A 15946-nucleotide genomic window follows, 5' to 3' on the forward strand; every position below is an offset into this window, starting at 1 on the left:
GCACGCACCACCATCGCATCGGTCGCAGGTCGGCCCCGTACTCGGTAGCGTTGGCACCTGTGAAAGCATTCCGCCGGTTCACGGTCCGAGTTCCCCTGCCCACACCGCTGGTCGACCTCGCCGTCCTCGCCCACAACCTCCGCTGGGTGTGGCACACGGCCACCCAGGATCTGTTCGCGACGATCGATCCGGCCCTGTGGGCCGCGTCCGGCGATCCGCTACGACTGCTCGCCGAGATCGACTCGGCGCGCCTGAACGAACTCGCCGAGGACGAGGGGTTCCGCACTCGGCTGCGCGACCTGCGCACCGAACTCGACACCTACCGGTCGGCACCGCAGTGGTTCGGCAAGCAGGCCGAGGCCGGGCGGGAGATGCCCCAGGGCATCGCCTACTTCTCCATGGAGTTCGGGATCACCGAGGTCCTGCCGATCTACTCCGGCGGTCTGGGCATCCTGGCCGGCGACCACCTCAAGGCGGCTTCCGACCTCGGTCTGCCGCTGATCGGCGTGGGATTGTTCTACCGGTCCGGGTACTTCCGGCAGAGCCTGTCGCACGACGGCTGGCAGCTCGAACGTTACCCGGTCAACGATCCGGGAGTGTTGCCGCTGAGCCTGCTCACCGACGCCGACGACCGCCCGGTGACGGTGACCATCTCGGTCCCCGGTGGCCGTGTGCTGCACGCCCAGATCTGGGTGGCGACCGTGGGCCGGATCCCGTTGCTGCTGCTCGACTCCGACATCCCGGCCAACGACGACGAGCTGCGCCTGGTGACCGACCGCCTCTACGGCGGCGACCAGGATCACCGGATCAAGCAGGAGATCCTGCTCGGCATCGGCGGTGTCCGGGCGCTGCGCGAGTACGTGCGCATCACCGGCTGCGCGGAGCCGACCGTCTTCCACATGAACGAGGGTCACGCCGGGTTCCTGGGTGCCGAGCGCGTCCGTGAGCTCGTCGTCTCCGGTCTCGACCTCGACTGCGCCGAGTCGGTGGTGCGGGCATCGAACGTCTTCACCACCCACACCCCGGTCCCCGCGGGCATCGACCGCTTTCCCAGGGATCTGGTCTCGTACTACCTCGACGCCGACGACGCCGGGTCGTCGCGGCTGTTGCCCGGGCTGCCTGCGAGCACCGTCCTGGAACTGGGCTCGGAGGGCGACCCCGGTGTGTTCAACATGGCGCACATGGGTTTCCGTCTCGGCCAGCGCTCCAATGGTGTGTCGCAGCTTCACGGTGCGGTCAGTCGCGAGATGTTCGCCGGCCTGTGGCCCGGATTCGACGCCGACGAGGTGCCGATCGGGTCGGTCACCAACGGCGTTCACGGCTTCACCTGGGTGGCACGTCCGTGGCGAGAGCTCGTCGGTCACGACGAGGACTCCGCTGCTGCGGGCTACGCCGACCTACCGGACGGCGCTCTGTGGAAGACCCGCCAGGAGCTGCGCGCCCAGCTCGTGGACGAGGTCCGTCGCCGCGCCCACGCCAGCGGCCGCGAACGCGGGTTCAGCGAGGTCGAACTGGGCTGGACCGCAGATCTTTTCGATCCCGAGGTGCTGACCATCGGGTTCGCTCGACGGGCCGCGACCTACAAGCGCCTGACCCTGATGCTGCGCGACCCCGACCGACTGCGTCGGCTGCTCACCGACCCCGATCGGCCGATCCAGCTCGTGGTCGCCGGCAAGGCACATCCCGCCGACGACGGGGGCAAGGCCCTCATCCAACAGGTGGTGCGGTTCACCGAGGACCCGGCGTTGCGCAACCGCATCGTCTTCCTGCCCGACTACGACATCTCGATGGCCCGCCACATCTACGCCGGATGTGATGTGTGGCTGAACAATCCGGTGCGACCGATGGAGGCGTGCGGAACCTCCGGGATGAAGTCGGCGCTGAACGGCGGACTGAACCTGTCGATCCTCGACGGCTGGTGGGACGAGATGGCCGACGGCGACAACGGGTGGGCGATCCCGTCCGCCGAGGGCGTCACCGACGAGCATCGTCGCGACGACCTCGAGGCGGAGGCACTCTACTCACTGCTCGAGAACTCGGTGATCCCGCTGTTCTACGGCCGTGACAACACCGGTCTGCCCGAACGCTGGGTCGCGATGGTGCGGCACACGCTGAGCGTCCTCGGGCCCAAGGTGCTGGCGTCGCGGATGGTTCGGGACTACACCGACGAGCTGTACACCCCGGCCGCACAGGCCTACACCGCTGCGGTCGCCGACGACTACGCCGGGGCCCGCGACCTCGCCGCCTACCGCGCCCGGCTGACCGCGGCCTGGCCCGCGGTGGCGATCGCAGCCATCGACGAGGACTCCGAGTCGGGTGCCGAGGCGCTGCAACTCACCGCGCAGGTCGCCCTCGGCGAGCTCTCCCCCGACGACGTGGCGGTGCAGGCGGTGCTCGGCCGGGTCGACGACGAGGGCGAGATCAGCCACCCGATCCTGACCACGATGTCGCCGGTGGGTGACGCCGACGCGGCCGGTCGCACGCGCTACGCCACGGTGGTCCACCCGCTCAAATCGGGGGTCGTCGGCTACACCGCGCGGGTACTGCCGACCCACAGCCTGCTCGCCGACAACGCCGAGCTGGGCCTGGTGGCCTATCCGGCGGCACCGTAACGGTCGACGACCCGCGACACCGACGATGCCCCGCCACCTCTCCGGTGACGGGGCATCGTCGTCGGTGTGGCGACGGTGGGTGTCGGTCAGCGCTTCTTCAGGCGCAACCGCGAGTAGGTGAACAGATACAGCAGCACCGCCATCAGCAGCAGGACACCATACGCCAGGGCGGTGTGGGCCCAGGATGTCTCCCACAACGGGATGCGCTGGGGTGCGGCCGGATTGATCTGGTCGAGATCCACCGCGCCGGCGGCACCCACATAGCCCCAGAAGGACGGGAAGATCCACGACAGCTGCTGTAGCCCCGGGCCGTCGAGCTTGAACAGACCACCGCAGAACACCAGCTGCACCATCACGACGATCACCAACGGCGGCATGACCTGCTCGTTGGACTTCACCGCCGCCGAGATGGCCAGACCCACCAGGGTCGACACACACGCCAGCGCGGCGACCGCGACGAACAGTGCGACCGGCGGAGGCACCCCGGGTCCACCCATCTCGGGCAGGCCGCGCCCGGCGAAGGTGATCGCCACCATCACCGCGGTCTGGGCGATCGCGGCGATGAAGAACACGACGACCTTCGCCCACAGGTAGGCGCCGGGACGGAGACCGACGGCACGCTCACGCTCGAAGATGTCGCGCTCGCCCACCAGATCTCGCACGGTGAGGGCAGCCCCCATGAAGGCCGCCCCGACCACGAGGACCACGAGCACCTGGATGGCCTCGGCACCGTCCTTGGGTGGGGTACCCGGCGGTGAACCGGGCGGTGCGAGCGCCTTCCCGAAGCCGGTCGAGCCGGGGATCACCAGGGTGAGCAGACCCAGCACCACCGGCAGCAGGACCAGGAACACCAGGTAGCCGATGTCGGCGAAGATCAGGCGGACCTGGCGTCGGGCGATGGTGCTCGACTGCCTGCCGAAGCTGGTCTGGGGCACCGGGATCGGCGGGCCCGGTGGTCGCGGCGGCGGGGGCGGCGTCGGCGCGCGCCGGCCCTGCAGATACCGCATGTGCGCGGTGTCCGGCTGGTCGGCGACGAACGAGAAGATCTCGGCCCAGTCGGAGGTCCCCATCGCCGCACCGACCTGATCCGGAGAACCGCAGTAGGCGGTCTTACCGCCCGGCGCGAGCAGCAGCACCTGATCGCACATCGACAGATAGGTGAGCGAGTGGGTGACCACCAGCACCACACGGCCGGCGTCGGCGAGACGCCGCAGGGTGGACATGACCTGACGGTCCAGTGCCGGGTCGAGGCCGGATGTCGGCTCGTCGAGGATCAGCAGCGACGGGCCGGTGAGCAGCTCCATCGCCACCGACGCACGTTTCTGCTGGCCACCGGAGAGCTTCTCCACACGGGTGTCGACATGTTCGGTCAGCTGCAGCTCGGCGAGCACACCGTTGATCACGTTGTCGCGGTCGGACTTCGACAGATCCGGCGGCAGCCGGAGTTCGGCGGCGTATCGCAGCGCCTGCCGCAGGGTCAGCTTGTGGTGCAGAACGTCCTTCTGCGGGACCATCCCGATCCGGGTGCGCAGCGCGTCGTACTCGTCGTGGACGCTGCGGTTCTCGAAGGTCACCTGTCCGCTGGTCGGCGAGTTGAGTCCGGCGACGATCTTCGACACCGTCGACTTGCCGGCGCCGGAGGGGCCGATCACCGCGGTGAGGGTGCCCGGCCCGGCGCTGAACTCGACGTTCTGCAGAAGGTGCTTGCCGCCGTCCACGACGAGACCGACGCCGTGCACCTGCAGACCGCCGGCGACGACATCCTGGGCCTGGCCACGCATGAGCGAACCGCCGGAGACGACGAGGTCGCTGTTGCCGATGGTGACGACGTTGCCGTCGGACAGGCGGGTGCGCTGCACGCGATGCCCGTTGACGTAGGTGCCGTTGACGCTGCCGAGATCCTCGATGTAGAGGCCGTCGGCCTGGGTCAGCACCCGGGCATGCCGTCGGGAGGCGAGCACATCGCTGACGACGATGTCGTTGTCGGGGGTGCGGCCGATGGTCTGCACACCGGTCAGCGAGATGGTCTCCCGACGGGGGGCCGGTCCGCGGCCGGGCAACTGGTAGATCGCCGACACGTTCTGCTTGAGCGCCTGCAGGTGTGGCGCATCCTGTAACTCCGGCGGCATCTCCCCGACCGGGCCGGGCCGGGCCGAACCGGGCTGGTAGGTCCCCGGTGCCGGCACGCGCATGGGCGGTCGGATCGGACCCGACCCGGGCGGGGCGGCCGGACGGTGCGGGCCGACCCCGTGGATCGGACCCGAGCCCGGTGTGGGGTTCTGGCCGGGGAACGCCCCCGACGCCGGCGGCCGACCCGGCAGTCCGGGCCCGCCGGCGGTGTCGAGGACCACCTCGACGATCGGCCCGGTGGTGGGGTCACCGATCCGGAAGGTCGTGAATCCGTTCAGGGGGAGTTCGTCGACCCGGTTACCGCCGACGAAGAATCCGTTGGTGCTGCCGGCGTCGACGACCCACCACCCGGTTCCCCGCCATTCGATCAGCAGGTGCCTGCGGGAGATCAGTGGATGGTTGACGACGAGATCGTTGTCCGGCGTTCGCCCCACCGCGACGCGGGGTGACCCACCCAAGGAGTGGGTCACCCCGCCGACGGTGACTCGGCCCCGGACCATCGAGACGCTGCTGTTCATCACCGAGAGACTCTAGTGTGTCGCAGGCGACGGCGTCCCGTACTCGTCGGCCGGTCAGCCGACTAGAGGTACTGACCGGTGTTGGTCTCGGTGTCGATCGCGCGACTCGCACCCGAGCTCTTGCCGGTGACCAGCGTCCGGATGTAGACGATCCGCTCGCCCTTCTTGCCGGAGATCCGCGCCCAGTCGTCCGGGTTGGTCGTGTTCGGCAGATCCTCGTTCTCGGCGAACTCGTCGAGGATCGAGTCGAACAGGTGCTGCACCCGCAGACCCGGTGTACCGGTGTCCAGCTGCGATTTGATCGCGTACTTCTTCGCACGGTCGACGACGTTCTGGATCATCGCACCGGAGTTGAAGTCCTTGAAGTACATGATCTCCTTGTCGCCGTTGGCGTAGGTGACCTCGAGGAAGCGATTGTCCTCGCTCTCGGCGTACATCCGCTCGACGACCTTCTCGATCATCGCGTTGACACACGCCGTGCGATCCCCGCCGAACTCCGCGAGGTCGTCGGCATGCACCGGCAATCCCACGGTGAGGTACTTGGAGAAGATGTCGATCGCGGACTCGGCGTCGGGACGTTCGATCTTGATCTTCACGTCCAGGCGGCCGGGGCGCAGGATCGCGGGATCGATCATGTCCTCACGGTTGGAGGCACCGATCACGATCACGTTCTCGAGGCCCTCGACACCGTCGATCTCGCTGAGCAGCTGCGGGACGACGGTGGTCTCCACGTCGGAGGACACACCGGAACCACGCGTGCGGAAGATCGAGTCCATCTCGTCGAAGAACACGATGACCGGGGTTCCCTCGGACGCCTTCTCCCGGGCACGCTGGAAGATCAGGCGGATGTGCCGCTCGGTCTCACCGACGAACTTGTTGAGCAGCTCCGGACCCTTGATGTTCAGGAAGTACGACTTCGCCTCCTTGGCATCGTCGCCGCGCGCCAAGGCGATCTTCTTGGCGAGCGAGTTCGCGACGGCCTTGGCGATGAGCGTCTTCCCGCATCCGGGCGGGCCGTAGAGCAGGACGCCCTTCGGTGGACGCAGCGCATAGTCGCGAAACAGGTCCTTGTGCAGGAACGGCAGTTCCACGGCGTCACGGATCTGTTCGATCTGCCGGCCGAGACCACCGATGTCCTCGTAGCCGACGTCCGGCACGTCCTCGAGCACCAGGTCCTCGACCTCGGCCTTGGGTACCCGCTCGAACGCGAATCCCGCCTTGGTGTCGATCAGCAGCGAGTCACCGGGGCGCAGCTTGCGGCGATGCCCGTCCTCGGCGTCGAAGTCGCCGAGAAGTGGTTCGGCCAGCCACACCACACGCTCTTCGTCGGCGTGGCCGACGACGAGTGCACGCTGCCCGTCACCGAGCACCTCACGCAGGGTGCTGATCTCACCGACGGTGTCGAACTCGCAGGCCTCGACGACGGTCAGGGCCTCGTTCAGCCGCAGCGTCTGGCCGCGGTGCAGGGTGTCGACGTCGATGTTGGGCGAGCAGGTCAGCCGCATCTTGCGTCCGGAGGTGAACACGTCCACGGTCTGGTCGGGACACACCTCGAGGAGGACGCCGTATCCGCTGGGCGGCTGCCCGAGTCGGTCGACCTCCTCACGCAACGCCACCAGCTGCTGGCGGGCCTCCTTGAGGGTGTCGAGCAGCTTGGCGTTCCGTGCCGTCAGGTTGTCGACCCGCTCCTGGAGATCCTTGGGGTCGGACGGCCGGCCGTACGCCGCCTGCTCGGCACGCGCCAGCGGCGGTGTGTAGGCGGGGGTGAACGCGTCCTCGGACGTGTTCGGGGCCTCGCCCGGATTCGGTGTCGAAGCGTCGTGGCGATCAGATTCGGTCATTGCTGACTCCTCTCCCCGGCAACCACTCCCAACGGAGTGTTGCGCCGTGACTCCACGCTACCGGGCAGACGGCCGAATGGCCGGGTACCGGGCAAGGACTGGTGTTGAGGATGTGTTAAATCTGTGTCTTCGCAACGTATGCGCGATGTTTCGGCGTCGTGCGGCGAGGCTGGTCAGCCCCGCCTCACCCCTTGGTGGGACGCCGCTGCGGGCGCAATGTGACGGTGCCGTCGGCGAGTCGGCGCGCGGTGATCAGAAAGGCGGTGTGGCCTTGCATTCTGTGTTCGGGACGCACCGCGAGCCCCACCGCGCTCCACTCGCGCACCATCGATTCCCAGGCACGGGGTTCGGTCCAGCAGCCCTGGTCCCGAAGTGCCTCCATCACCCGTGACAACTGCGTGACAGTTGCCACATAGACGATCAGCACACCGCCTGGCTGCAGGATCGTCCGGACCACCTCGAGCGGCTCCCACGGCGCGAGCATGTCGAGGATGATGCGGTCGAACCGCTCGTCGGTGCCGATGTTGGCGAGATCGTCGACCACCAGACGCCAGTTGTCGGGGGCGCCACCGAAGAACGTCTCGACATTGCGTTGCGCGTGCTCGGCATGGTCGTCTCGGATCTCGTAGGAGAGCACCGAGCCCGATGCGCCGACGGCCCGCAACAGCGAGCAGGTGAGCGCCCCCGATCCGGCGCCGGCCTCGAGCACGCGCGCGCCGGGGAAGATGTCCCCCTCGGTCACGATCTGGGCAGAGTCCTTCGGGTAGATGACCTGGGCCCCGCGCGGCATCGACAGGACGTAGTCGGTGAGCAGCGGGCGCAGGGCGAGGTACTCGGTGCCGCTCGTGGCCGAGACGACACTGCCCTCGGGTGCGCCGATCAGGTCGTCGTGGGAGATCGCACCGCGGTGGGTGTGGAACTGCTTGCCGGGTTCGAGGACCACCGTGAACTTCCGGTTCTTGGCGTCCGTGAGCTGTACGCGATCGCCTACCACGAACGGACCGGTCGACGGCATCAGAGTGTTCCTCTCGGGGCTGAGGTGACGTATGGTTCACGAGTGACAGGGATTTCCGTGTCGTCGCGCGCCGGGCGCCCGCTGTGTCGGGGCCCCGTCCTACCCTGCCAAATGTGACGTTCGCAGTTTCCGCCGGGTCCGACCCGTCCACCGGTCCCGCCGGCCCCCCTGCCGAATCCGGCACTCCCGTGCCCGACGGCACCCGTGGTCTGGTGGGACGTCCACTCGCACTGTCACCGTCTCGTGCGGCCGATTTCAAGCAATGCCCGCTGCTGTATCGCTACCGCGCGATCGACCGCTTCCCGGAGACGCCGACCAAGGCACAGACCCGTGGCACCGTGGTCCACGCGGCGCTGGAGAACCTGTTCGACATGCCCGCACCGCTGCGCACCCGCGAGTCGGCGGACTTCCTCGTCGAGGGTGCCTGGGCGGCGATGTGTGAGGCGGATCCGTCACTCGCCGACGTCATCGGCGCCGACGGCCACGAGGCGTTCCTCACCGAGGCCCACAAACTGATCGAGAACTACTACGGGATGGAGAACCCCACCGCCTTCGACGCCGCCGTCGTCGAGGAACACGTCGAACTGGAGACCGGGGACGTACGTCTGCGCGGCTTCATCGATCGCATCGACATCGCCCCCACCGGTGAGATCCGCGTCGTCGACTACAAGACCGGCCGCGCACCCGGCGAGGCCTATGAGGCCAAGGCCCTGTTCCAGATGAAGTTCTACGCCCTGGCCATCCTGCGGCTGCGTGGCGTCGTGCCACACCGCCTGCAGCTCATGTACCTGTCCGACGGGCAGGTGCTCACCTACGAGCCCGACCGCGACGAACTCGAACGCTTCGGCCGCACTCTCGCCGCGATCTGGCGGGCGATCCGCCAGGCGGTGGCCACCGGGGACTTCCGGCCCCAGAAGTCCTGGATGTGTCGTACGTGTGAGCATCGGTCACGGTGCCCGGAGTTCGGCGGCGAGATACCCGAATACCCAGGTCCCCCACCAGGTTTCACGCTCTGAGCCGACGGTCGCACGGTCGGGGGCACGGATGAGGCCATCGCCCACGGCGAACCTGCTCGGGCGACGGGACCCGCACCGGGCGAACCGGCGAGCCGATTCAGGCTGCCGGCCGTTCGGTGCCGCCAGCGCCGGCATTGTCGCCGGCCACATCGCCACCACCCGCCGGGCCGTGACCCCCGGTGCTGTCGTCTCCGGTGCTGTCGTCTCCGGTGCTGTCGTCTCCGGCGCCGTCGGTCGCGGTGGTCGATGTGTCGGCGCGCGCCCCCGGACCCTGGTCGGGGTTCTCGCCCGGGGTCCCGACAGGGCCGGCCGGGTCGGATGCGGTCGGGGTGGGGGCCGTCTCGTCGGGCGGTTCCGGGGCCGCATGGCGTCCGGTGCCGATGATGCGATGGCGTCCCGCGCCGGCGGTACCGAGGTCCCGGTCGGAGATGTCGGTGTCCGGCACCGTCACCGTCGGCTCCTGACCGGCGGTCAGGCCGTGGCGCCCACCGGGGCCCTCCGGCACCGGTGGCGCCACGGCCGGTTCGGTGGCATCGCCCGGAGTCGTCACGGGCGGATTGTCGGTGGAGTCGGCCGTCGTCGGCGCCGCGGCACGTGAACCGGCGTCTCGGGGTCCGTTCTCCACCGGGACACCGGCGTTGGCCGGAGTCGGTTCCTGGAGCGGATAGAAGGCATGGTTGGCCTTGTCCCAGCGCTCGAGGTCGGCGTCGCTCGGGGTGATCCCGATATCGGTGAGGATCATCTGGGCGAGCAGGGTCAGCGGGTGGTGCGTGGTGTGGTAGACGAGGTAGGTGGTGTTGCCGTCGGTGCTGTGCAGTTCGGTGGGCTCGCCGAATTGATCGACGGTGCCGTAGTTCTCCGAGCCGCCGCCCGAGTGGATGGTGAGGAATCCGGCGAGGTCGACGACCAGCGAACTCACCGGCCGGTACCAGACCCACTGGAAGTTCGACACCGGGTCGCCGACGATGATCACCGAGACGACGTCCAGGTCATCGCCGGTGGAGCCGGGATCGCGGGCGCCGTTCGACTCGGCCCCGACCGCTCCTGCGATCGGGGCGACGGCGGGACTCCGGGCGATGAACTTCTTGAGTCCCCAGGGACTGCGGGGGTCGGAGATGAGCAGGATCGTCGACCGTTGCTCGTCGATCCCACCGGAGGCCACCGCCTGCTCGGCGGCGTTGCCCACCGCCTCCGCGCCCTGCGAGTAGCCGGTGTAGACCACATGCGGTGCGCCGGAGTCCGCGCCGAACGCCGCCATCGCCTGCAGATTCTTGGCGACGGCGATGTCGCGCGACTCGTCGTAGGTCGGCGCGGTGAACGGCAGCAGCAGTCCGGACCGCCCCGACACCACCGGACCGAGGGCCTCGGGGTAATCGATGATGTAGGTGGGCCGATCGTCGGTGCGTAACACCCGGATTCGCTCGTAGAGCGTGCCGTCGTCGGTGCCCGGTGTGACGACCAGAATCGTGGAGTCGTCCAGTCCGGGCAGCACGGTGCCCAGCCAGTCGGTCTGGGTGCCGGTTCCCGCGACGTAGGCGTCCGTCGGCCGGAAGACTCCGGTCGCCCCCAGCTCGTCGCCCGCCTGGGTGGACAGACCCGCGGCGAGTGCGGTGGTCGACGACAACGCCGTCGGGACCACCGTGCCGAGGCACAGCGCGCAGCCGACGGCGGTGCTGCCGACTGTCTTGCGAATCCGATTCATCGGGGCTCCCCCATCATCCACCACGGTCGTACCGCGGATTCACCACAGCGGGACGTCTTCGGGATCTCGACGTGGGCATACCCGGTGCTGAACGAGATTCATCGTCTCGGATCAATCAGGTGAATTTGCTTCATGATCGGCCAGTTCATCCGATCGGCCGAACACTTTGAGTCCGATCAACGGACAGCCACCCGTGGCCGTGTCCCAAATCCTGGTGACATAGGCTCACCCGGGTGGACAACGCCTTCTACCTGCCGGTTCCCGACCTTCCCGACGAGCCCGGCACCGAGCATGCGGGCACCGGGTACGAGTACTTCCAGCCGACGCCGGCAACCGTCAGCCCGTGGTCGACAGACATCCAGCACGGCGGCCCCCCGACCGGTCTGCTCATGCGTGCACTCGAACGCACCGCATCCGATCCCGGCCTGCACTTCACCCGGGTGACGGTCGATCTGATCGGCGCGGTCGGCCTCGACGTCAATCGGGTGCGCGCGCGGGTGGCGCGTCCCGGACGACGGATCAGCATGGTCACCGCAGAGCTCGAGGTCCGCCGGCCGGACGGCGGCTATCGCGTCGCCGCCCGCGCCTCGGCATGGCTGATGCGCGCCGACGACACCGCCGCGATCACCGGTCAGCCCCTGCCACCGCTGCACCCGCTCCCCGACGACCTCGACATCCGGCGCGGCGTGACCGCCGACCCGTCGCTCGGAGTCGATTGGGGCACAGAAGGATTCATCGGCGCAGTGCACTGCGCGGTGTTGCCGGGCCGCACCGGTCAGACCGCGGCGGTGTGGTTACGCCCCGCGGTCGGGCTCGTCGAGGGCGAGCAGATCAGCGATCTCGAGTCGATCATGACCGTCGTCGACGTCGCCAACGGTGTCGGGACGCGACTCGATCCCGGGCAGTGGTCGTGGATGAACACCGACACCACCGTGCACCTGACTGCCGTCCCCCGGGGCCAGTGGTTGGGCATCGACGCCGAGATGGCAACCGGCCGTGACGGTTTCGGTGCGTCGTTCGCCGACCTCTACGATCTCGACGGATTCATCGGCCGCTCGGCCCAGACCGCCCTGCTGGACGGGCGCTGAGCCGAGCGGACCGGGCCCGCACCACTTCCGATGAATCGCCTCAGAAGCGGCAGGAACGGATGTCGGAGGCCAGGATCGCGCGGGCGCCGAGCTCGGACAGGTCGTCCATCAGTTGCTGGTGGTTCTTGCGCGGGACCATCGCACGGATCGCGACCCAGTCCGGGTCGGCCATCGGGGCCACGGTCGGTGACTCCAGGCCCGGGGTGAGGGCGCTGGCCTGCTCCAGGATGGCGCGCGGGCAGTCGTAGTCGATCATCACGTACTGCTGGCCGAACACCACGCCCTGGACGCGCTTGATGAACTGCCGGGCGTGCTTGGCCGGCTCCACCCCGGTCCGGCTGATCAGCACCGCCTCGGAGTCGCACAGGATCTCACCGAACGCGGCCAGACCGTGCTGACGCAGTGTGCGACCGGATCCGACGACGTCGGCGATCGCGTCGGCGACCCCGAGCTGGATGGAGATCTCCACCGCGCCGTCGAGCCGGATGATGTCGGCGGTGATACCGCGGGAACCGAGATCGGCGCGCACGAGGTTGGGGTACGACGTCGCGATCCGCTTGCCGGCGAGGTCGTCGACGGTCCAGGTCTGATCGTTCGGGGCGGCGTAGCGGAAGGTCGACGAGCCGAAGCCCATCGAGAGTTCCTCGTCGACCGGGGCGCCGGAATCGAGGGCGAGGTCGCGACCGGTGATGCCCAGATCGAGCGTCCCCGATCCGACGTAGATGGCGATGTCCTTGGGCCGCAGGAAGAAGAACTCGACCTCGTTGTTGTTGTCCAGGACGGTCAGGTCCTTGGCGTCGGACCGGCGGCGGTAGCCGGCCTCGGACAGGATGGACGCGGCCGATTCCGACAGCGCGCCCTTGTTGGGGACTGCGACACGCAGCATGGGGTTTCTCCGGAGATGTGAGATGCGGGGACGAGGAGGGCGGGGTCAGGGCCACGCGCCGCGAACCGGCGTGCGCGGCCTACAGATGGCGGTAGACGTCCTCCAGCGAGAGTCCCCGTTTGACCATCATCACCTGGAGCCAGTACAGGAGCTGGGAGATCTCCTCGCCCAGCGACTCGTCCGACTCGTGCTCCGCGGCCAGCCACACCTCGCCGGCCTCTTCGATGATCTTCTTGCCGAGGGAGTGCACCCCCGCGTCCAGCGCGGCGACGGTACCGCTGCCGGCCGGTCGTTTCTCCGCCTTGTCGGTCAACTCGGCGAACAGCGCGTCGAAGGTCTTCACGGGTATCTATCCTCGCACGCCCGCCGGACCGAGCTCCCCGAGGGTCAACCCGACCAGACTTTCGCGGAAGTCACGCAGCGGTCCGGGCGGGATCGGCACGGTCGACGGCACCACCAGGGTGGCGCATCCGGCGCCGGTCGCCGCGATCGTGCCCGTCGGCGAGTCCTCGACGGCACGACAGTCGCGCGGGTCGACACCGAGCAGTCGAGCCGCCCGCAGATACGGTTCCGGATGCGGTTTGGCGGTGGTCACCTCGTCGCCACACACCGTCGCGGCGAACACGTCTCGACCGAGGGTCTCGAGGGCGAAGTCGGTCAGTTCCCGAACCGTGTTGGTGACCAACGCCATCGGGACGCCGGCATCGGCGATCAGCGTCAGTGCTTCCTGGGCACCCGGGCGCCACGGCAGGTCCTCGGCGAACAGTTCGGCGACCCGGTCGAGCAGCCACCGCTCGGCACCCGCATGGTCGCGGGCGGCGGCGGCCAGCCCGGCGGCGTCGAACACCTTGGTCAGGGCATCGTGCATCGAGTTGCCGAGGGTCGCCTCGCGCAGCTCCGGGCTCATCGTGAAGCCGTTGCGGTCGCACAGCTCGGCGACCGCGATGTCCCAGAGTCGTTCGGAATCGAGCAGGGTTCCGTCCATGTCCCACAGGACCGCGGCCGGTAGCCGGAGAGCGTCGGAAGAGGTCGCGCCGGAGAAGGTCACGACGCCGATCATCACCCGCGAACCCGGTCCCGGGCCAATCGAGTGGGCGCGGTCACGCCCGCGGAACGCGGCGGTGCCACTCCGCGGGCGGAGCGAGGGGTGTGCTCACGCCGCGGGTCGTGTCCCAGGTGCGTCGACGGTCGCCGTCAGGCCCGCACCGCACGTCAAGCCCTCACCGAACGGCGGGCCCGCTGCACGGTGTCGGTGACGGCGTATACCAGGCTCAGCAACGCCAGCCCCATCATCGCGGCATACACGCTCAGCGCGGTGTCACCGCGACCGGAGGTGTACCCGTCGGATCGGCCACCACCGGGCATTCCACCCTGCCGTCCGCCGGGATTCCCACCGCCGGGGTTGCCGGCCGCGCCGCCGCCGGCCGAGGCCTCGGGACGCGGTCCCCCACCACCGGGTCCGCCGGCACCCGGTCCGCCGGCACCGGTGCGAGCTCCGCCACCGAATCCCTGTCCCTGGTCGCCGCTCAGCGACGAGTGATACACGCCGATGGCGGCAGCCTGGATCAGCACCGGGATGATCACGAACCGCAGTGGCAGATAGAACGCCAGCACCACGCTGAGCACCTCCGCGGTGAAGAAGTAGCGGTCGTGCATGGCCGGCAGCAGGAACGGCACCAGCACCGACGACGCCGTCGCCACCACCAGGGTCGTCGTCGGGGTCACCGGGGGCTTGCGCCACACCGACCACGCCAGGAACGCCACGATCACCGAGGCCGCCAGTCCGATACCCAGGTGGGCCAGCCAGGTGGCGTCGCCGTCGATCGGGATCAACTGATAGAGGTTGGCCGCGCCGAGCGTGAGCTGCTTGTAGGAGCCGGTCTGGTCGAGGTACACCGACACCGCCTCCCGCCACGGGGCGCCTGCGATGATCGCCGGTAGATCGAGCAGGGCGAACACCGCCGGGATCGCCGCCAGGGCGTACCACGGCAGGCGTCGCCGCAGCAGCAGCCATGCGAGGACCGGCAGAACGAAAACGGCCTGCAGCTTGAACGACACCGACAGCCCGAAGAACACACATGCCCACACAGAGTCGGCCACGTACGCGCGATGGGTGATCCCCACACGCTGTGCGCGGAGCAGGAAGTAGACCCCGCCCAGCGCGAACGCCGAGTAGATCGCGTCGGCCTGCCCCCACCACGCGGAATTTGTGATCACCGACGGCAGCAGGAACATCACGCCGAACGCCAACGCCCGCAACGAGAACCGCGGGGTCCGCAGAGCGACGATCCGATAGGCGAAGAACGCCAGCACGAGATCGAAGATCACCGACACCGCCTTGATCCCGATCAGCGACGGGATGTCGAGGGCGGTCAGGGTCCAGATCAGATACAGATAGGGGTAGTTGTAGTCGGCGAAGCGTTCGCGGAACGCACTGAATCCCTGGGTGTCGAGCGTCTGATACCAGCGGCTCAGGAACGCCTGGTAGTCCATCGTCTCGATGTCGCGGAACTGCCAGCGCACCACGAGACCCACCACGACGACGACCGCGAGGACCGTCCACCGGGCCCAGCCCGGCCGGCTAGTCGCCGGGGTCTCGTGCGGTGTGTCGGGGGTCGATGCCGGATCCGGCGGCAGCGTGCCGACGGGGCTCGTGTGTTCCACGGAGGTCATGGTGTCCACAGTGCTCGCCGAACCTGGGAACCCTGTGGACACCTCCTGCGAGTCGCCCACGACCGGCTGTCCGATGGCGCAGGCCGTGCCCGCACCCACCTCGGAGGTGCTCACCCCCCGACCCCGGCCGACAGAGGTTTCGACACGCCTCGTCGCTGCGCTCCTCACCGGCTCAACCACCGAAGTGGCGTTCAATCAGCCTGCTACCGAGAAACTCTCATCGATGATTGAGCAGGACGTTGTCGCGAAGCGACACCGACCGTCCGTCGAAATCCCGCGACCCGCCAATATCCCCACCCACCTCCGACGTGCCCACCCCCCGACCCCGGCCGACAGAGGTTTCGACACGCCTCGTCGCTGCGCTCCTCGACGGCTCAACCACCGAAGTGGCGTTCAATCAGCCTGCTACCGAGAAACTCTCATCGATGATTGAGCAGGACGTTGTCGCGAAGCGACACCGACCGT

General features: G+C 68.6%; 11 protein-coding genes. 3 read left to right on the forward strand and 8 right to left on the reverse strand.

What is annotated here, in order from left to right; all coding sequences use genetic code 11:
- Positions 1-59 precede the first annotated feature (59 nt).
- The gene (gene glgP / locus ACWDUA_RS17825; protein ID WP_449752331.1) at positions 60-2612 is read left to right on the forward strand and encodes an alpha-glucan family phosphorylase; all 2553 of its coding nucleotides are present in this window, start codon (positions 60-62) and stop codon (positions 2610-2612) included.
- 86 nt (positions 2613-2698) lie between these two features.
- On the opposite strand, the gene ACWDUA_RS17830 is transcribed toward glgP, so the two are convergent.
- The 3 genes from ACWDUA_RS17830 to ACWDUA_RS17840 form a co-directional block, all read right to left on the reverse strand.
- Entirely contained in the window at positions 2699-5242 is a 2544-nt protein-coding gene (locus ACWDUA_RS17830) for an FHA domain-containing protein (protein WP_449752347.1), read from the reverse strand.
- A gap of 80 nt (positions 5243-5322) precedes the next feature.
- Positions 5323-7101 carry a proteasome ATPase gene (arc, locus tag ACWDUA_RS17835; RefSeq protein WP_449752332.1) on the reverse strand — a complete coding sequence of 593 codons (1779 nt, stop codon included), beginning with the start codon at positions 7099-7101 and terminating at the stop codon, positions 5323-5325.
- A gap of 184 nt (positions 7102-7285) precedes the next feature.
- Positions 7286-8116 (reverse strand): tRNA (adenine-N1)-methyltransferase, encoded by an 831-nt coding sequence (locus tag ACWDUA_RS17840; RefSeq protein ID WP_449752333.1) that lies wholly within the window; start codon positions 8114-8116, stop codon positions 7286-7288.
- 113 nt (positions 8117-8229) lie between these two features.
- Here ACWDUA_RS17840 and ACWDUA_RS17845 point away from each other — a divergent pair, with 113 nt between their 5' ends.
- Positions 8230-9132, forward strand: coding sequence for a RecB family exonuclease (locus ACWDUA_RS17845; protein ID WP_449752334.1), 903 nt, complete (start codon positions 8230-8232; stop codon positions 9130-9132).
- A 97-nt stretch (positions 9133-9229) separates the two neighbouring features.
- On the opposite strand, the gene ACWDUA_RS17850 is transcribed toward ACWDUA_RS17845, so the two are convergent.
- Positions 9230-10834 (reverse strand): PE-PPE domain-containing protein, encoded by a 1605-nt coding sequence (locus tag ACWDUA_RS17850; protein ID WP_449752335.1) that lies wholly within the window; start codon positions 10832-10834, stop codon positions 9230-9232.
- Positions 10835-11067: 233 nt separating this feature from the next.
- Here ACWDUA_RS17850 and ACWDUA_RS17855 point away from each other — a divergent pair, with 233 nt between their 5' ends.
- On the forward strand, positions 11068-11922 hold the full coding sequence (locus tag ACWDUA_RS17855) for a thioesterase family protein (RefSeq protein ID WP_449752336.1): 855 nt from the start codon (positions 11068-11070) through the stop codon (positions 11920-11922).
- A 40-nt stretch (positions 11923-11962) separates the two neighbouring features.
- On the opposite strand, the gene hisG is transcribed toward ACWDUA_RS17855, so the two are convergent.
- From hisG to ACWDUA_RS17875, 4 genes are all read right to left on the reverse strand, one after another.
- Positions 11963-12808: an ATP phosphoribosyltransferase gene (hisG, locus tag ACWDUA_RS17860; protein ID WP_449752337.1), complete on the reverse strand. Its 846-nt coding sequence runs from the start codon at positions 12806-12808 to the stop codon at positions 11963-11965.
- A 79-nt stretch (positions 12809-12887) separates the two neighbouring features.
- On the reverse strand, positions 12888-13151 hold the full coding sequence (locus ACWDUA_RS17865) for a phosphoribosyl-ATP diphosphatase (RefSeq protein WP_020793679.1): 264 nt from the start codon (positions 13149-13151) through the stop codon (positions 12888-12890).
- 6 nt (positions 13152-13157) lie between these two features.
- A complete protein-coding gene (locus tag ACWDUA_RS17870) occupies positions 13158-13868 on the reverse strand; it encodes an HAD family hydrolase (RefSeq protein ID WP_449752338.1) in 711 nt (236 codons plus the stop codon).
- A gap of 152 nt (positions 13869-14020) precedes the next feature.
- Positions 14021-15481: a hypothetical protein gene (locus ACWDUA_RS17875; RefSeq protein WP_449752339.1), complete on the reverse strand. Its 1461-nt coding sequence runs from the start codon at positions 15479-15481 to the stop codon at positions 14021-14023.
- Between the last annotated feature and the right edge of the window lie 465 nt (positions 15482-15946).

Source organism: Gordonia sp. NPDC003376, assembly GCF_053589235.1.